This is a genomic window from Luteolibacter sp. Y139, from assembly GCF_038066715.1.
Classification (GTDB): domain Bacteria; phylum Verrucomicrobiota; class Verrucomicrobiia; order Verrucomicrobiales; family Akkermansiaceae; genus Haloferula; species Haloferula soli.
Map to the genome: position 1 here is coordinate 244,082 of NZ_JBBUKT010000007.1, position 18,295 is coordinate 262,376.

An 18,295-nucleotide genomic window follows, 5' to 3' on the forward strand; every position below is an offset into this window, starting at 1 on the left:
TGGGGAGCTCAACCGGGCCGAGGGAGGCACCGGTTTCCGTAATGTCGCGAAAGGCTAACAGTTAAGAACTCCCCTTGACAAGGCCGCACATGTGGCAGTCTCGAAAGACACGAAAAGGGCGGCCCGTTGCCGGGCCGCCCTCAGGATGAAACGTGATCAGAGGATCTTCTTACTCCGCAACGACGCGGACGAAGAGCCTTGGTGCGGTTAGGGGAGCCGGTGCGCTCAGGGTGACTTCCACGGTCTGGACCTCGCCGGTCGTGCCGACGACGGTCTGGGTCGCGGTCGTGTCCTGGACCCAGCTAGGCGCTAGCAGGGTCGTGGAGGTGAAGACCTTGTAGGTGAGACCGGTCAGCGACTGGGTGCGGCGGGTGTAGGTGAACTTCGCCGTGGTCTTGCTCAACGTGGTCACATAGGGATTCACCGATCCACCCGAACTTGCGTTCAGGCCGAAGGCGTATTCGAAGGCATTGTCCTTGCCGTCGCCATCAGGATCAGCTGCCGAACCGCCGGCAGCACCACTCGGGCCGCTCGCCCAAGCGTCATAGTCGGAGAGCGATCCCGCGGTGAAATCCGCCGAGTCGCGAGGCAGGAGCTGGTAGCCGGAGTTGAACGGATTCGAGCCGTCGAACTGGGTCAGCACGCCGGTGATGGTCACCGGATAGGACGGTTCGGCCATGCCTGCCATCGTCGGGCTGAGGCGGATGGTGATTTCGTTGTTCGCGGCATCGCGCATGACGATGTTGTTCCCGGTCGGGGTGCCCGAAGGCCAAGCGCCGGAGACCTTGAAGAGGTTCTGCAGGGTCACGAGGCTTCCTTCCTTCGCTTCCGCAACTGCGAGGACTCCCGGAACCGTGAAGGTCTGGGATGCTTGCTCAGTGGAGGCACCGAGGTTGACGATGTCGCTTTCAGAGGCCGGCACGATCTCGGTCAGGCCGCTGAACTGCTGGATGGTTCCGAGCACGGCGTAGCGGTTGCCGCGGACCAGAGGCGTATTCAGCAGCGTGGACTTGAAGAGGTTGATACCCGCGGTCGTGTCCTGAATGTAGGCTTGGGTGTTGGAGACGCTGAAGTTGGCCGAAGAACTGACACCTTCCACGGCCACCACGGCACCGGCGTCGAGGGCGATGCCGGTGGCATCGACGTCACGCAACACGTTGATGGGGACAAGGACGTGAGCGCTCGGCTGGAGACCGATCGGAGTGAGGGTGCCGCCGCCGCCCGTGGTCGAGACGGTGAAGCCGTAGGCGCCGGTGTCCGTCAAGGCGGACGGGCTAGGCGTCGAGAGGCCATTGATGGTCACGACCAATGGGGCACTCGTGGTGACCTGCGCATTCGAGATCGTGACGGTTTGCAGGTTGATGGAGTTGGTGGCCGAGCCGGCCCCTGCACCCGAGAGCGAAACCGAAGACGGCGCTCCAAGTGCGGCGGGGACGACGATCGTCACGCTCGAAAGGGTCGCGGAGGGGACCTCGGCGGTGAGAGTCAGGCTCACGGACTGGCCGGTCTGGCCGCGGGCGAAGATGCCCGAACCAACGTAAGGGCTGGCACCCGTGGCGTTGGCAAGCACCACCACGCCGTCGCCATTGGCCGGATTGACGCCGCGGAGGGCAGAAACGTAGGAGGCATTCGTTCCATTGTTCGCGGTTCCGAAGTTCGCCGGGGTGAGCGTGGTGTTACCCGTGGCACCCGTGCCGGACATGTAGTCGGCCAGGGCAGAAGTGGCGTTGTCGACGACCACGCCGGGCCCGCCTGCGCTCGCGAGCAACTTGGCACCGGTGAAGTTGGTATACTGCGGGCCGGCAGGGCCACCGCCGAGGATATGAATCCCGCCGGTGGTTCCGCTCGTGGGGCTGCCGGCAGCCTTGATCATGACCATGTCCTGGTTCGAGATGTTGAACGAGCCAGCAGCGGCGAAGTAGGTGGTGTTATCCAAGCCCACGTTCAGCGCGAAGTCGGTGGCGTCCGTATCGGCAGCGGTATTGGTCTGTGGAAGCGTGATCAGCGTGCCGGCCTTCACTGCCGACCACGTGGTGTCGGTGGAAAAGGTGTAGCTGCCGCCGCCGTCGCCTTCGCCCACCGTGTTTCCGGAGAAGTCCTTCACGATCATGCCGCGGAGGTCCACGGTGCTGCCGGGAGTTCCGTTGCCGATCACCAGGAGTTCGACGGTGTCAGGCGTGCCGTTCGAATACTTGTTCACGACCACGGTCGGCGCGGTTGGCGCGGCGGCGGTGGTGAAATTCCAGCCGGTATTGGTGGTGATACCCGCGAAAGCATTCGCGGTGGGCGTGGCCTGGTCGGTGATGGCACCCGCCGGGATTTTCACCCAGTAAGCGGTGGAGTAGGCCAGAGGCGTGTCCATCTTCAGCTTGAGGATGCCTCCGTTGAGGTCCACATCGTCGAAGTTGGTGACGTCAAAGCTGTTAACCAGAACGTTGTCGGAGACCCTGCGCAGCTCGATGATGCCAGTCGTGAGGTTGATGTTCTCGTCGAAGGCGATCGTGAGTTCGGTGGCGACGGAATCGAGAGAGACGTTCGTCGCGTCGTCTGCGGGAGTCCGCGAGGCGATTCCCGGAGGAGTGGTGTCGCCGCCGACGGCCGTGGCGGAGACCAGAAGATTGTCGATCCGGTTGTTGCCGGCGGCAGCGGACGCTCCCGAGAGCGTGTAGCGGAGAGTGACATTGGCAGCTCCGTCCAAGGCGTTGACGCTGCTCATATCGATGGTCTGCAACCCGTAGGAGGCGGGCGGCGAGACGGATCCGGAAGGGACAGCAGTGAAGGTGGTCCCGTCGGTGCTGTAGGACCAAACCCCGGTCGTGAAGCCGGTGGTGGTGCGCTGGGTCGCGTAAGTGATGATCGGGTCTGCCTTGCCCGTCATGCTCAAGGTCAAGTCGATGAAGCTGTTGTTGCCGGGAAAGGGAGAAGCTCCGGCGATCAGGCTCAGGGACACGCCAGCGACATCGCCATTCTGAGCATTGACGGTAGAGCCGCCAAAGTCATCCACATTGCCGAGCCAATTGGTCAGGACAACATTACCGGTTCCGCTGCTGGCTGCGATGGTGGTGGGAATGCCGTTAGTGCCTGGAAGGCCAGCTGTGGTAATTGCGGGAATATTGCTGAAATTCCAGTAGGCGACCGTGTCAGCGGAGGCGGTGGCGAGAAAGACGGCTTGGAGGGAGGCCAAGGCGAGGAGGGCGCTCCGGCGCGAGAGATGAGGCATGTGGGGACTGGTCCGGTTCATGAGTTCATGGGGTTTGGAGGTGTCGAGTGGGCTCGAGCCGGGAGGGATCTCGGTAAAAGCAGAATAGGTACCGTTTTGTGGCTTTCAGCAGTTTGAATGTGGCCAATCCGTCACTGGTTTGAAGAGAGATCGTCAGTTAGGCGATTTTCCTTGAGAGTTTGAATTTTCAGGAAATAGTGAAAACGAGATGAGCAAGGACGCGATGATCTTGAAGCAAGCGCGCGACGAATTCGTGGCCCAGTGGGGAGCGATGGGATCGCAGTGGGGGATCAACCGGACGATGGCCCAGATTCACGCCCTGCTGATGACGGCACCGGAGCCGGTGAGCACCGACGAGGTGATGGTCGAACTCCAGATCAGCCGCGGCAACGCCCACACCAATCTCAAGGAACTGGTGACGTGGGGACTGGTCCGGATTATCGTGAAAAAGGGCGAACGGCGTGAGTTTTTCGAAGCGGAGAAGGATGTTTGGCAGATTTTCACGATCGTGACCCGGGAGCGGAAGAAGCGGGAGATCGAACCCGCGCTGGGGATGCTCAATCAATGTTCCGAGGCGACCCGCGAGCTATCCTCACCTGAGGGAAAGGCATTTCATACCCAGATCCGGCAGCTGGAGGAATTCGTGGGCTTTGCCTCCAAGGTGGCGGATAAGGTGGGGGGGATGAAGCACGGCTTCGCGATCCAACTTGCCGCGAAATTGTTGGGATGATGGGAATGGCGGTTGGGACGAGTTTTCAGAGTTTTCCGAAAGGAACGGAATTTAAGATTTACGAAAGGAAAGGGAGGCTGAAATGAATCCTCAGATTGTGATATTCGGGGCGAATGGTTTCCTGGGTCGCTATTTTGCGCGCCACTATCAGGGACAAGGCCGGGAAGTGGTGTGCGTGGCCCGCCATCGCGAGGGGTGGAGTGGAGACGGGATGTTCCTGGAATGGGATGGCCGGACCATGGGCCCCTGGGCGCTGGCACTGGAAGGTGCGGAACGGGTGATCAATCTTGCCGGGCGCAGCGTGAACTGCCGCTACGATGCCCGCAACCGCAGGCAGATCATGGAGTCGCGCGTCGACTCGACCCGGGTGATCGGGAAAGCAATCGCTGCTTGCAAGGTGCCGCCGAAGCTGTGGATGAACTCGAGCACGGCGACCTTTTATCGTCACGCGGAGGATCGCCCGCAAGACGAGTGGGAGGGAGAGCCGGGCGAGGGGTTTTCGGTCGACGTGGCGCGCGCGTGGGAGGAGGCGTTTTTTGCTGCTGCGGTGCCGGGCGCGACCCGCAAGGTGGCGCTGCGCACCGGGATGGTGCTGGCTTACGAGGACGGCACAGTGTTCGAAGTGCTGCGGCACCTGACCCGGCGCGGACTGGGCGGACGGATGGGGAAGGGGGACCAGCGGGTGAGCTGGATTCACATGGAAGACTTCATCGCGGCCATCGAATTCATCGCCGCGGAGCCGTGGCGGGATGGGGTCTATAACCTGACCGCTCCGGAACACCCCACCAACCGCGAGCTGATGCAGACTTTCCGCGAGCAGCAGGGGGCGCCCTTCGGTCTGCCCGCGACCCGTTGGATGCTGGAGATCGGAGCGCAGGTGATGAAGACCGAGACCGAACTCGTGACGAAGAGCCGTTGGGCGGACCCGCGACGCTTGCGGGAGGAGGGCTTCCGCTGGCGCTGGCCGAAGCTGGAGACCGCGCTTGCAGATCTGGAGGCGCGGCATGGCCTGGAGGGATTCTTCTATCAACCCGACCACCGCTCGGCCGGGGTGCGGGTCTGGACGCCGGGAAAGAAGGCTGCGGCTGGAAGCCGGTGAGATGGGGAAAGATCCCATGGAGTCCCTGATTTTTCACAGAGGAATGCTTTGTGAATCTGCGAGGCGTCTTGTAATCTGAGGCCCCAAGCCGGATGTCGGAAATCGGAAATACCCCCAGAAAGCCGCGGGCCTCGCAAATGGTCCTGCTATTTGCGGCGCTGGTGATCGGCGTGGCCGGGCTCAAGGCGGCCCAGGCGTTCTTTGTGCCGGTGTTTCTGGCGTTCTTCATCGCCACGGTCAGCTATCCGATCACCGGGTGGCTCCAGCGCCATAAAGTGCCACCGGCGGTGGCGGTGCTGTTCACCGTCCTAGTCGATTTCGCCTTCCTCGCCGCCGTGGTGGTGCTTGGAGTGACTATCGTGGGCGATCTTCAGGAAAAGTGGGACGCGGAGTACTACGATCTGGCCCGCGCCAAGATTCTCGAAGCGAACGGCGCGATCGCCGGGAAGCTGGACGAGTGGGGCGTGGAAGACGCCGTTGAGAAGCTGAATGCCTTCACCAACGAGAACCTCGCCGAGCTGCGGAACATCAAGTTCGGCCAGATCTGGTCGCTCGGTACCGGGGTGGTCGGACGGGTGCTGACCTTTTTCGCGACGGCAGGCGTGGTGATCGTACTGACCATTTTCATGCTGTCCGAGGCGCAGGGATTCAGCCGGCGCTTTGGCGCAATCCAAGCCGCCCGCGGGCCCAATTTCCAGCGGCTCGTCGGGGCGATGCAGGACACCCAGCGCTACTTGGGAATCAAGACGATCATCAGCTTGGCAACCGGCGTCCTCGCCGGGGTGCTGTGCTGGGTGGCGGGGATCGATTTCTTCCTGTTGTGGGGGATTCTTGCATTTGTGATGAATTTCATCCCGGCGGTCGGTTCGCTGATCGCCTCGATTCCGCCGATCCTGCTGGCCTTGATCGCCAAGGACGGTGGTACGACGAATGCGATCGTGGTCGGCTGCGGCTACGGCCTGATCAACATGTTCCTCGACAACTTCGTGCAGCCGACGCTGCTCGGGAAGCGATTCGGCCTGTCGATCCTGGTGGTCGTGCTGTGCGTACTGTTCTGGGGCTGGCTTTGGGGCCTGATCGGGATCGTGCTAGCGGTGCCGCTGACGATGATCTTGAAGGTGGTGCTGGATAACAGCGACGAGTTCCGGTGGGTCGCCGTGGCGATCGGCCAAGAACCGCGTAAAGAGGAGCCGCCACCGGAAAAGGTGAACGACAGTGTGGCTGCTGCCGGAGAAGCGGCGAAGGCGACGGGCGGGAATTGATCATGTCGCTGTTCCAGAAGTCTGCCACTGCCGCGCTGGTCGCCGTGATCGTGCTGATCTGCGTGGGTGCGATCGTGCGGGTCACCGGGGCGGGGATGGGATGTCCGGATTGGCCGCGCTGCTGGGGCAGGCTGATTCCTCCGACCAAGGTGGAGCAGGTGGATCTTTCGAAGCTGGACTTCAAGAAGTTCCAGAAAGCGGCAGCTCGCTATGGCCGTGATCCGTCCACGGTCACACCTGAACACATCCTGGAGAACTTCAATCCGGTCCACACCTGGACCGAGTATTTCAACCGGCTGACCTCGCTGCCCGTCGGCTTCTTTTCGATGGCGACGCTGGTGCTGGCCTTGCTGCGCGAGAGGAGGCGTCCTCTGGTGCCGGTGGCGGCTTTCATCTCCGTCATCCTCGTCGGGGTGAATGCGTGGATGGGGGCGCAGGTGGTATCCAGCGATCTGAAGCCGGGCGTGCTGACCGTCCACATGGCGTTGGCGATGCTGGTGGTGATTCCTATGACCTTCGCGGCCTGGCGCGGTAGTGACCGGCCGTGGACCATCGCGGGGGACGATGCATTCCGGAGCCGCATGCGCTGGGTCACCGGTTTGCTGCTGCTGCTGATTTTCTTCGAGGGCGTGTTGGGCACCCGCATCCGGGAGCTGAACAGCCAGCTGGCGAGGACTCATACCGGGATGGGCCGGGCGGAGTGGATCGGGATTCTGGAGCACTCCTGGATTTACCTGATCCACCGCAGCTTTTCCTGGCTGATCCTTGCAACTGCGGCGTTCGCCTGGTGGCGGTCGCGGCAGACTGGTTCGGCGGGGCGGACGGCTACCGGGGCATTGATCGTGGTGCTCGGGCAGATGGTGCTCGGGCTGATCATGGCCCGGGTCGAGATTCATCCGGTGATCCAAGTCGCCCATCTGGGGCTCTCGGCGATCCTGTTGGCGCTGACAATGTTGTGGTTCTGCGGGACCTTCCGTCCGAGTGCCCGGGCTTGACCCGGGGAGTTTCCCCGCGTTTCCTCCGCCGCGCGTGGAAAAGATCGATATCCCCAAAAAGGCCATCTACCGGCTTTCGATCTATCACCGGTGCCTCCAGCGTCTGCATGACAACGGCCAGGAAACGGTGAGCTCCACCGCGCTTGCCAAGGCCGCCGGTGTGAAGCCGGCCCAGCTCCGCAAGGATCTCGCCTACTTCGGGCAATTCGGCACCCGCGGGCTCGGTTATCCGGTCGATACCCTGGCGTCCATGATCCGCGACCTGCTCGGTCGCGAGCGTCTCCAGCCGGTGGTGCTGGTCGGTGCGGGTAATCTCGGTTCCGCGCTTCTCCACTACCAAGGCTTCCAGAAGGAGGGTTTCGAAGTGGTCTGTGCTTTCGATGCCGATCCGGAAGGTGCCGTGCGGCGTGGCGTCGCCATCCCGGTGAAATCGGATCAGGAAATCGAGAGTTTCGTTCACTCGGAGGGCGTGAAACTCGCCATCCTCTGCGTCCCGGCAGGCTTCGCCCAAGCGGTCGCCAATCGCCTGGTCGCGGCGGGCATCCAAGGGATCCTGAATTTCTCCCCGGTGGTCCTCGAGGTGCCGGAGGAAGTCGTGGTCAACAACGTGGACCTCGCACTTGAGCTGGAGCACCTCAGCTTCTTCGTGCGTTGAGCGGCGCTAACCTTCGGCCGAGGGATGAAGCCGACTTTTTCCCAAGATAATCCGGAGCCGCTCGTTCCTACCTGTGGCACGCCGTCGCGCGATGCCGCAGAGGGCATGGTGGAAACCCGGGAAGAATTCGTCGAACGCGCGCTGGCCGAGTATGAGTCGCCGCTGGTCGGCTATGCCTACGGGTTCGTCCATGACCTCGAACGCGCGCGCGATATCGTCCAGGACACTTTCATCCGCCTCTGCCAGCAGGACGTGGCCAAGGTGAAGGATGGTCTCAAGACTTGGCTATTCACCGTCTGCCGGAATCGGGCGCTCGATGTCCTCCGCAAGGAGTCCCGCGTCTCTCCCTTAGACGATGACCAGCTCAAGCGCCGTCCCGCGGAAGCTTTTTCACCGGATGAGTCACTCGAACACTCCGAGCGGATCGCCGCGGTGATGCGCTACCTCGACCGACTTTCCGAAAACCAGCGCACCGTCATCCTGATGAAATTCCGTGACGGGCTCAGTTACAATGAAATCTGCGAGACCACCGGTCTCAGCAGCGGCAATGTTGGCTTCCTGATCCACGCGGGCCTCAAGCGGCTGCGCGAACTCCTTCCCTCTGAATTCCTCGAACGATGAATCTTCATCCCGATGATCCGCGGCTGAGCGCCTGGGTGCTCGGCGAACTTCCTGCCGACGAGGCCGAAGAAGTCTCCCGCGCCGTAGCCGCCGATCCGGCATTGCAAGCGGCTGCCGATGAACTGCGAGGGGTCAGCGATTTCCTCAATGGCACCTTCTCCGCTCCCGCCCTGCGACCAGAGCAGCGCGAGGCGGTTCGACGGGCCGGCCGGACCACCGTGGTCCAGTTCCCGGTTCGCAAGAAGGCGGCCCGGCCGTGGCCGGCGCTGTTCGCGGCTGCCGCGGCGATCGCTTTTGGCGTCTTCGTTTTCTCCCGTCCCGATAAGGGCACGGATTCCGAAGTGGTGCAGCGCCCACAGCTTGCGCCCGCAACTCCTCCGACCGTTCGTCCTCACGCTCCCGGAAGTGGGGATGGCACTACCAACTCCCGCCATGTTCATGGCACGGACGGCGGGCCGGATTCGGCCTTGGCCGACTTCTCGAACGTGAAGCTTCCCGAGGCAGCCAAGATGCCAGCCATCACACCGGGACAGGGAGCGACTGGACTCGAGCTGCCACTGGTGGTGGGTCGCTCCAGCTACGGCTGGGTGCGCGGCTGGATTGAGGAGAAGAACCAGCTTCCGCCGAAGGAGGTCGTTCGTATCGAGGAGCTTGCCAATGCTTTCCCGCTTCCTCCGGAAGAGGAAACCCGGTCCTTTGGCGGGCTGCGGGTTGCCTGTGTTTCGATGGCTTCGCTGTGGTCGGGGCCGGGACGCTTGGTCGGTGTCCAGATCGCCAATGAATCCGACAAGGCGCTGCGCGTGTCGTGGGCCTTCCGTCCGGCTCCGGGTTCACGAGATGGCGGCGTGCGTGTGCTCGCCTCGACGGGTGGGAATGCTTCCGTGCCCTCAACCCTTCCTGCTGGTGACCGGACGCTGGTCCTGATCGAGCTCGGCTCCGCTGCGGGCGAGGCTGGCGACCTGGTGGTTTCCGCTGATGGCCTGACCCGGCGTATTCCTGCCGTGGAGACGAAAGCTCCCGGGCTCAAGCAAGCCGCACTCGTCGCCGCTTTCGGCATCTGGCTGCGCGGGGAGGGGATCAACGATGCCCGTCTGCGAGAGATCCTCGTCGCCGCTGGCGAGAATCCCGATCCCCGCGCCAAGGAAGTCCGGCAGTTGGTCGGCCGCGCCCTCGACATCGCCGCAGCCGGACGTTGACGGTCACGCGCCGTCCGCCTTGAGTCGCGGCGTGTCCCGCCTCAGCATTCCCGAATACGCGATGGCGTTGGCCCACGTGGCCAGCATGCGCTCGGAAGATCCCTACCGGAAGGTAGGGGCTGCGGCGCTCGACTTCGACAACCGGGTGATCGGCACCGCTTACAACGGGCTCGCCCCGGGCTTCAATGCGCCGGCGGACTTCTGGGATGATCGCGAGGGGCGGCAGAAATTCATGCTGCACGCCGAGGTCAACCTCTGCAGCCTCTTCCGCCGGGGCGAGGCCAAGATCGTGGCGACCACCACCATGCCGTGCACGGCATGCATGCAGACGCTCTGCGCCTACGGCATCAAGGAGATCTACTACCGGGACATCTATCAGGCCTCCGACGCGCCGGAGATCGCACGTCTCTACGGCGTGAAGCTCGAGCGGGTCGAGTTCACGCCATTCGAAGGCATGGCCGAGCCGGTCTAGGACCCTTGTCCGGTGATTACTCGCCTTCCGCGCCCTTCTCGAGATCGCCGCCGAAGAAGCCCTTGATATAGCCAAACTCGACCATCGTGTCCTGCCACGGGGCGATCATTTCGGGATTCGCGAAAATCCGTCCTCCGCGCGCCATGGCCCCTTCGGCCTCGACGTCACGGCCCTCCGAGAAGGCCATCGCCGCCTCGGCATAGTAGGGGAACGGAGAGTCGTCCAGATAGTCGTACTTCTTGGCCAGCTTGGCCGCCTCGTCCTTCTTGCCGAGCTTCAGCTTGCAGAGCAACAGCTTGAACTCGACCAACCGCGAAAGCTGGAGATCGCCGGACAGGGTGGACTTTTTCGATACGAGGAGAACCTTTTCGAGATTCGTTTCGGCGGCCTTCCAGTCCTTGGTGACGAAGTTGAGTTCCGCCATGTTGAAGAGGATGGAGGAGATGCCAGGGGCGAGCTTGTCCGCTTCCTTGAAGTGCTCCATCGCCTTGTCGAAATTCCGGAACTCCACCTGGCACGCGCCGAGCAGGACCTGAAGATCGGGGTGCGCCTTGAAGATCGCAGCCGCCTCGTTGGCCTTGTTGATGGCTTCGAACACGCGCTTTTGGCCGAACAGTCGCTGTCCCTCCCCCAGCTTCTTCATGAATTCCTCGCGCTGCTCCTTGGGCAGATTGGAGAACTCCTGCTCGAAGGCACGGATTTCAGTCTTGGGCTTCTCCTTCTCTTGACCGCTAACGGCGGCGACAGGCAGGAGGCAGCAGAGGAGCATCGCGATCGGTTTCATGACAGGGGATTTCGCTCGCAGGGTAGGCAGCCGGGCGAAGCCGTGCAAGCCGTGGTTTTTAGGTGGCATAGAGATGCCGTAGCCGGATGAAATTCTTCACCTCGGGATCCAGCCACGGGGTGTCGGATTCTTCACTCGCCAAGGCTTGGCGGATAGCTGTCGCGGACGCCGGGTGGGTTCCCTTGAGAAAGTGCATCGTCCATCCGGCATGGGGCTCCGGTGCGCCGTCGCGGGCGAAGACGATGAACTCCACCAGTCCCGCCAGACGCTCCGGGTTTTTCCACCGTGGCAGTGCGCGCCACTGGTCGGCACCCATCAGCCAGAAAAGCCGTGCGCCGGGAAAGCGCCGGGCCATCTCCTCCGCGGTCTCGTACGAATACGAGGGAGGGGGGCGGCTCAGGTCGAAGTCATCCACCACGGCCCAAGGCAAGTCCCGGGTCGCCAGCCGCGCCATCTCCAGTCGATCGGCGGCGGGAGCGCTGGTCACCCCGACCTTGTGGGGCGAGGTATGGCAGGGCAGGAAGCGGACCTGATCCAGCTCTAACAACTCCTTCGCCAGCCGTGCGATTTCCACGTGGCCGAGATGGATCGGATCGAAGGTCCCGCCGAAGAGCGCGATGCGGTGCGGCCCGCTCATGGCGTGCCGCGTTTTTTCATGTGGTCGCGATAGGCGGCCGGGGGCATGCCGACCATGCTGCGGAACTGTCTTGTTAGAGCGGTCTGGTCACCATAGCCGCACTCGAGCGCCACGTCGGCAATCGCCATCGGAGTTTCCGCCAGCAGCTTCGCCGCGTGGCCGATGCGGGCCTTTCTGACAAACTGGGTGGTGCTGAGCTGGAATACGCGGCGCATCCGCCGTTCGAGTTGGGTGGGCGTCAGCTTGGCGATGGCCGCCAGTTCGGCGGCCCGCAGGGGATCGTCCAAGTGATCGCGAACGTGCTCCACCACCTTGGCGATGCCTGCCAATTCGGCGTCTCCTTCGCGTGGGGCGCGGAGGTCGCGGGACACGGAGGCCAGCCCGATGATTTTTCCGTCCCGGTCGTGCAGCGGGACCTTGGTGGCGAGATACCAGCCCTGGCTGCCGTCGCGATTCAGCGAAAGCTCCAGCTGATCGACGATTTCGCGTCCTCCGACCAGGACTTCTTCATCCTGCTCGCGATAGACTTCGGCCAAGGCCCGCGGGAAGAAATCCTCTGCTCTCCGCCCGATCAGCCGCCGGGTGTCCTTGATTCCCGTGCGGTCGGCGAATCCTTGGTTCACGGCGCGGTAGCAGCGGTCGGTGTCCTTCAGGCAAAACATCACGTCGGGCAGCACCGCAAACAGCCGCTCGCAGAAGCGCGGGGAGTCCACTTTCCCGATGAAACCCGTATCGATCGCCATGGGCGGGGATTATTTCCGCCGTGCACCGGCACGCAAGGGGGAACCCGAAGTGGCTCGTTGCCATGTGACGATCATGCCGGGGGCTGGCGGGTGGTTCAGATTCTTCTATCCAGGCTTTCGTGCGATCCTCATGTTTCGATCATGATCCGGCTTTTCCTGTTACCTCTCATCTCGTTCTTCGTTCTCCCGTCAAGTGCGCTGGCTGAGGAGATAACTGACTCGATCGAAGTCGGCGGCCGCGTGTTGAGGATTCCGGCACCCGGAGGATTCGTGAGGTGCGACGGGGTGAACGCCGAGTGGGACAAGGTGATGGCGTCGATGCAGGCGCCGGCGAACCGGATGCTGGTCACCTACGGGAGCCACACCGACCAGGAAGCTATCCGCGCGGGAACTCCCGCCGACTATTCCAAGAACTTCAACATCCAGGTGATCAGCCAGCTGGAGGCGAAGGAGATTGGCACCGACACTTTCGCGGGGATCAGGGACCAGACATCCGAGGAGGTGAAGTCCGCGGTGGCCAAGGTCGAGAAGGAGGTGAACAAGACCATGGCCGAGGGCAGCCGCAAGATTTCAGACCAGCTGGGCGTGGATACCGCACTCAGTATCTCGGATACCGCCATGCTGGGGGTCTTCCAGGAGGATGCGCAATCGTTTGGATTCACCATGGCGCTGAAGCTGAAGGTCTCGACCCCGAAGGGAACGGAAGACTCGAAGTCGGTGGTGGCCGCCATGATGCAGCCTGTGAATGGACGGCTGCTCCTGTTCTACGCGACGATGCCCTATCTGAGTGAGAACGACAGGAAGGAGGCGGAGACTTCGGTCAAGGCGTGGGCCGATGCCGTTTTTGCCGCGAATCCCCAGGTCAAGGGGCCGCCGGCACGACCTGGACTTTTTGACGGGGTGGGCCGCTCCGGTTTGATCGGGGCGATTGTCGGGGGGCTGCTGGGGGTAATCTTCATGGTGAAGAAAAAGATCACGGGGTGAGCCGGAGGGCAGGGGGCGCACTCGCGCTTGCGTGAGATGTGACTCGATTGCGTCGCTCCGCAGGCTCCGGGTAGAAATTGGAAGCCCCCGGACACTAGAGGGGGGAACCGTTCCAGTGTCCGAGGGCCGTTGTCCCAATTGCATGGGGGGCTGTGCAACTATCCCTTACGGAGAAGAGCCTGTCTGATTTTTCCCCGGATGGCTAGTACGGAATCGCGTAACTCGGGAATTCCTGCCGGGAGATGAGGAAAGGCCGGACCACTCGCGCGGCCCGGCCTTTCGTACCCGTTGTTGATGGACCCAGGAAATCAGGGGGCGTCGCTCACGTCGGCGCGGAGGAATGCCTTGGGATTCGGGCTTCCGGGCGTGCCGGGCAGGCGGAAGCTGCGGTAGCTCCAGCCGGTGGACAGGCCGGGCATCCCGGAGGAGAGAGCGGGGGTGACCTCGGTGACATTGAGCAAAGTGAAGTCGCCAAGGGAAAGGGATCCCTGGATCTTGTAGATGACGTGATCGATCACATCCGAGACCAGATCGCCGGGACCATTGAACGCTGCGCCGGTGCGGACCGGCAAGGTGAGGGTGAGAGCATTCTCCACGCCCGCGCCGGGATCGACATCGGCAACCGCGAGCCGGGTCTTGCCGTCGTTGCCACCGCCGAGCGGATTTCCATCGAGGCCGAATTCGATGATGTTCTGGATGCCGTCCTTGTCGGGATCCTGAAGCTTGCCGTTGTTGGTGGCATTGAGGCCCTTGGAGGATGCCCAGGTGTCGTAGGCGGAACCGGCAGCCGCGGTCAGGGTGATGGAGGTCTGGCCGGCCACGACATCGTCGTAGTCGACGGCGAAGGTATTGGAGCCGAGAGTCAGTGTGCCGCCGTCCGGAGCATTGTTGAAGGCTCCGCTGAGCGCGCCGGTGTAGCTGGCGAGGACGAGCTTGTCGCCGATGTTCAGCGTGGCTGCGCCCAGGTCGGTGACGGTGAGGGTGCCTCCGAGTTGCAAGCTGCCAGTCACGGCGAGCTTGTCTGCGGTCAAGGTCGCGGAGTTGATCTGGGCGACGTAGCTGCCGGTGGCAGAGAAGCTGGTCGCGCCGGTGGACAGCGTGCCGATGGCGGCTAGCGAGGGTGAGACGATGCCACTGCTGGTCAGTGAGCCGCCCAGCGTTCCGCCGCCGCCCAGCGTGGCACCGCTGGCGACGATGACCGGTGAGGCGGTGAGTGAACCATTGACCACCAGCGTGCCGGCATTGACCTGCGTGGCGCCGGTGTAGCTGCTCCCGATCCCCTCGAGCGTGAGGGTGTGCACGCCGTCCTTGGTGAAGCCATATGAGCCGCCGTTCTCGGTGATGATTCCGGTGAGGGTCAGCGGGAAGTTGCTGATCGGGGAGCGGACGCCGGAGTTCAGGCTGACCTGCAGTGCATTGCCTTCGAGGATGATATTAGCCGGGACACTGGCGACGACGGCTCCGGCGTTGCCGAAGGCGGCGTTCTCGCGAAGGGTGATCGGCCAATTGATACCGCCCGCGGCGGGGTTGTTCTGATAGAACTGCATGTTGGCACCGGGCTCCACGGTGATGGTTCCCTGCTCGCCCGGAGCAAAGGAAGTGAGGGTATTGACCTCGGCTGCTAGAGTGCCTCCCTCGATGACGATGGCACCCGGACCCTGGATCGTGCCGGAGACGACGGTGAACTGATTGGTGCCGCGCTTACGCAAGGTGTGATTGTTCAAGGTCAGCACCGGGGTGCCGCCGCGAAGGTCAAAGCGGGCGGTGCCACCGACGCTTGCATCGGCATCCAACGAGAGTTTCTGGAAGGCATTCTGTTGGTTCACGGTGCCGGCGTTGACCAAGGCTCCACCTCCCGTGGGTCCATTGCCGGTGATGTTGATCTGCTTGGCTCCGTAGTTCGCGTTGTTGAGGGTCGGGTTGCCGGAGATGTCGAGTGCGCCACCGGACTGGACTGTCACTGCTCCGCCGGGAAGGGATCCGAGGGAGCCGTTGTTGGTCGTGCGGAGAGTACCGGAAGTCACGGTGGTGGCACCGCCATAGGTATTCGTGGCGCTGAGCGTGGTGGTGCCACTGCCCGTATGGCGGACCTCGCCGCCGCCGCTGATGAGATTGGCGAAGGTGAAGTCGTCGGAGCGGTTGAAGGCAAGCGTGCCATCGTTTTTGACTTCGCCGTTGCCGAGGCTGCCGCTGGTACCGCCATTTCCGACCTGGATGGTGCCGAAGGTGATGATGGTGCCGCCGGTGTAAGTATTCGTATTGGCGATGGCGGTGATGCCTGCGCCGGTTTTGTTCAGCGTGATGTTGCCGGTGATGGCGCGACTGCCGGTGACCGTGTAGTTCTTCGTCTCATTCTCGAATCCAACGGATGCAGGAGCGACGTCCGCGACACTGATGTCGACGTTGGTTCCGGTGGCGTTGTCATTGAAGAGCACGTGATCGCCGAGGACGTAGTCGGTCGCGGTCAGGGGATTGGTGTTCAGGGTCCAGTTCTTCGGAGCGGTCAGGGTGGCGGTGCTCCACTCGCTGCCAAGCTTGCCACTCCATACCGGATACTCGTTGCTGGCGGTGACATTGAGCATGATCGCCTTGTTGCCGGGATCATTGGAGAGGGTGGCGGCGAAGCGCGGTGGCACGTTGATGATCGTGAAGGCGGTGATGCCGGTGCCTGCAAGCGAGCCGACCGGCGAATAGGAGATCAGCGGGTGCGAGCCGACTACCGGCTGAACGCCGCTGAGGTTCACCGTGACGCTGCCTGCTCCACCAGCCGGGGTGATGGCTCCGGCCACCGTGATGGGAGCGACCGGCAGTGGGGTCATGTCGATATTGAGCGTGGTGCCCGCCGCAAGATCGAGCGAGCCGCCCAGATTCAATCCGCCGAAATCAATGCCCGTGGCGCGCAGCGTGCCGCCGGTGGCGACGCTAACGTTGCCTCCGACATTGCCATTTCCCGCGAGGGTGGCTCCGGAGTTCACGCTGATGGCACCGAGGGCATCCAGATTTCCCACGGCCTCTAGGGTGCCGCCGTTGACGGTGGTGGTGCCGCTATAGGTGGTGGTTCCACGCAGGATCTGCTTGCCGCTGCCGTTTTTCACCAGGCTGATGGTGCCACTACCGACGACTTCTTCGATCTTGCCGCCGAAGTCGCCATTGGCGTTTCCGGTGCCGATCGTGAGGGTGGAGTTGGCCGGGGCAGCGGCCAGATTGGTCACCACGTAGTTGGCGTTGATGCCGCAGTTGAGACCGGCGATGGTTTCATTGAAGCCGTTCAGGTCGAGACGGGATAGATCGCTGCCGCCGATGGTCACGGTGCTCGCGTCCGGAATCTGTCCACTGGCTAACAGCCGCAAGGTGAACTGGCGTCCGGAGGAGAGGGCATTGATATTGAGGTTCCCTGTCCAGTCGTTGGGCGTGACGCTGGTGTTCCCGAGGCGGAGGAGGCACATGCCGGTGGCTGAGAAACTGGAGGTCTCCAGATTGCCGGTGCCGGTGATCCGACCGGTGATCGACGGGCCGCCAGTGCTTGATGAGGCGATGCGGGAGTTGCCCTGAAGGGTCACCGTGCCGGAAATGCCCGAGGTGGTGCTCAGGCGGATTGCGCCGGGACCGGTGCCGCCACCGGAGGCTTCGGACGAACCCTGGCCGGAGATGAAGAAGTTGTTAGAGAAATTGCCGGCGGTATTGAGGAAGGCATGGCCGCCGGGATAGATGTAGACCGGCCCCGTGCCGAAGGCGGCGAGATTGCCGGTTTGGAGGCGGCCTTGATTGATGTAGGTGCCGCCGGAGTAGGTATTCGCCACGGTGGTGCTCAGGTAGCCGAGGATATTGACGGAGACTGGATTGGCGCCGTCGTCGGCGATGGCCGAGGAGATGACGAGGTTGTTGTTGGTCGCGGCGAAATTGGCGGGACTGGTGGTCGCGTCTAACAAGTTGAGCTCGCCGCCGCCATTCGCAGTGATGGTGCCGCCGGTGACGGTCATGATGCTATTGGCCGTGGAAGCACCGGTTCGATAAATGCCGCCGCGGTTGCCGAATTTCATGGTGCCGGTCACCGTGAGCGAGCGGCCGGTGCCGAGGGTGGCGGTCAGCGTATTGACCGTGGTGCCAGTGGCGGCGGTGAGGTTCCCGGTATCGCCGAAGTAGTGGTAGTTGAGGTTGGCGCCGGTGGTGACGGCACCGGCGGCGATGTTGGTGTAGGCGGTGTAGGGGACGGTGTTGCCGCTGCCATCGAGCGCGGCCCAGTTGTTGCCGATGACCGCCCAGCCACCGAGGATGCCGGACGCGTCATTGGCCAGGCTTGAACCGGTGAAGTTGATGTTCCCGCCGACGCGGCTGAAGACGAGAGTGGATCCGGTGCTGCGCGCGAAGGTGCCTGAAAGGTTGATCTGACCGCCGGCGGCCGGCGTGGCGAACGTATGATTGCCGGACGACAGGGTGAGCGGAATGCCCACGGTCTGGATGCTGTCGTCGTTGTTGGTGATGTTTCCTCCGGTGAGCCCGTTGCCGGCGGCGGCCGAGCGGTCGAGGACAATGCCATTGCCGCTGATGTTGAAGGCACCCGAGCCCGTGTTGATGGTGAGGCCGAGGAAATTGGTTCCCGCGGGGAAATCGTTTTGCGAGGCTAGGTTGTTAGCGCCCGCGAAGACCAGCGCATCGCCTGCGGCGGGCGCGATGTCATTGGCCCACGAGGTTGGGGTTTGCCAGAGGGCGGCTCCGCCATCCCATGTCACGGTGGCGGCAGGTGCGGTGATGACGGTGAGCGAGGTGGCTGCGGTCAAAAGCGCGATACGGCAGGATGGGATGCGAAGATGTGTCATGGAGGTTTTGGGTTTCGGAACGCAGGCGGCCTCTCTTGGGAAAAGGCCTTTTCCTACTCTGCCACGATGATCCCGAGGGA

At 62.9% G+C, this 18,295-nt stretch carries 14 protein-coding genes; 9 read left to right on the plus strand and 5 right to left on the minus strand.

Annotation, left to right across the window (positions count from 1 at the left end; genetic code table 11):
• Window positions 1-169: 169 nt before the first annotated feature.
• Window positions 170-3,241 (minus strand): beta strand repeat-containing protein, encoded by a 3,072-nt coding sequence (locus WKV53_RS18215; protein WP_341406212.1) that lies wholly within the window; start codon window positions 3,239-3,241, stop codon window positions 170-172.
• A gap of 187 nt (window positions 3,242-3,428) precedes the next feature.
• On the opposite strand from WKV53_RS18215, the gene WKV53_RS18220 reads away from it, so the two are divergent.
• The 8 genes from WKV53_RS18220 (at window position 3,429) to WKV53_RS18255 (ending at window position 10,250) form a co-directional block, all read left to right on the plus strand.
• On the plus strand, window positions 3,429-3,950 hold the full coding sequence (locus WKV53_RS18220) for a GbsR/MarR family transcriptional regulator (protein WP_341406213.1): 522 nt from the start codon (window positions 3,429-3,431) through the stop codon (window positions 3,948-3,950).
• Between the two features lie 82 nt (window positions 3,951-4,032).
• Complete coding sequence (locus tag WKV53_RS18225) at window positions 4,033-5,049, plus strand: TIGR01777 family oxidoreductase (RefSeq protein ID WP_341406214.1); 1,017 nt, start codon at window positions 4,033-4,035, stop codon at window positions 5,047-5,049.
• A 137-nt stretch (window positions 5,050-5,186) separates the two neighbouring features.
• Window positions 5,187-6,311 (plus strand): AI-2E family transporter, encoded by a 1,125-nt coding sequence (locus tag WKV53_RS18230; protein ID WP_341406215.1) that lies wholly within the window; start codon window positions 5,187-5,189, stop codon window positions 6,309-6,311.
• 2 nt (window positions 6,312-6,313) lie between these two features.
• Window positions 6,314-7,306 carry a COX15/CtaA family protein gene (locus WKV53_RS18235; protein ID WP_341406216.1) on the plus strand — a complete coding sequence of 331 codons (993 nt, stop codon included), beginning with the start codon at window positions 6,314-6,316 and terminating at the stop codon, window positions 7,304-7,306.
• Between the two features lie 34 nt (window positions 7,307-7,340).
• Window positions 7,341-7,961 carry a redox-sensing transcriptional repressor Rex gene (locus tag WKV53_RS18240; RefSeq protein ID WP_341406217.1) on the plus strand — a complete coding sequence of 207 codons (621 nt, stop codon included), beginning with the start codon at window positions 7,341-7,343 and terminating at the stop codon, window positions 7,959-7,961.
• 24 nt (window positions 7,962-7,985) lie between these two features.
• A complete protein-coding gene (locus tag WKV53_RS18245; protein ID WP_341406218.1) occupies window positions 7,986-8,582 on the plus strand; it encodes an RNA polymerase sigma factor in 597 nt (198 codons plus the stop codon).
• Window positions 8,579-9,778 carry a hypothetical protein gene (locus WKV53_RS18250; RefSeq protein WP_341406219.1) on the plus strand — a complete coding sequence of 400 codons (1,200 nt, stop codon included), beginning with the start codon at window positions 8,579-8,581 and terminating at the stop codon, window positions 9,776-9,778. The genes WKV53_RS18245 and WKV53_RS18250 overlap by 4 nt, the downstream gene beginning before the upstream one ends.
• 31 nt (window positions 9,779-9,809) lie before the next feature.
• Window positions 9,810-10,250: a deoxycytidylate deaminase gene (locus tag WKV53_RS18255; protein WP_341406220.1), complete on the plus strand. Its 441-nt coding sequence runs from the start codon at window positions 9,810-9,812 to the stop codon at window positions 10,248-10,250.
• Between the two features lie 16 nt (window positions 10,251-10,266).
• Here the strand turns inward: WKV53_RS18255 and WKV53_RS18260 are convergent, their stop codons facing one another.
• The 3 genes from WKV53_RS18260 to WKV53_RS18270 are packed head-to-tail and all read right to left on the minus strand — an operon-like array spanning window position 10,267 to window position 12,414.
• On the minus strand, window positions 10,267-11,034 hold the full coding sequence (locus tag WKV53_RS18260; protein WP_341406221.1) for a tetratricopeptide repeat protein: 768 nt from the start codon (window positions 11,032-11,034) through the stop codon (window positions 10,267-10,269).
• Window positions 11,035-11,092: 58 nt separating this feature from the next.
• Window positions 11,093-11,671 (minus strand): nicotinate (nicotinamide) nucleotide adenylyltransferase, encoded by a 579-nt coding sequence (nadD, locus tag WKV53_RS18265; protein ID WP_341406222.1) that lies wholly within the window; start codon window positions 11,669-11,671, stop codon window positions 11,093-11,095.
• A complete protein-coding gene (locus tag WKV53_RS18270) occupies window positions 11,668-12,414 on the minus strand; it encodes an AraC family transcriptional regulator (protein WP_341406223.1) in 747 nt (248 codons plus the stop codon). Before WKV53_RS18270 ends, nadD begins: the two co-directional genes overlap by 4 nt.
• Window positions 12,415-12,555: 141 nt before the next feature.
• Here WKV53_RS18270 and WKV53_RS18275 point away from each other — a divergent pair, with 141 nt between their 5' ends.
• A complete protein-coding gene (locus WKV53_RS18275; RefSeq protein WP_341406224.1) occupies window positions 12,556-13,398 on the plus strand; it encodes a hypothetical protein in 843 nt (280 codons plus the stop codon).
• A gap of 308 nt (window positions 13,399-13,706) precedes the next feature.
• Here the strand turns inward: WKV53_RS18275 and WKV53_RS18280 are convergent, their stop codons facing one another.
• Window positions 13,707-18,215 carry a beta strand repeat-containing protein gene (locus WKV53_RS18280; protein WP_341406225.1) on the minus strand — a complete coding sequence of 1,503 codons (4,509 nt, stop codon included), beginning with the start codon at window positions 18,213-18,215 and terminating at the stop codon, window positions 13,707-13,709.
• Window positions 18,216-18,295: the final 80 nt, after the last annotated feature.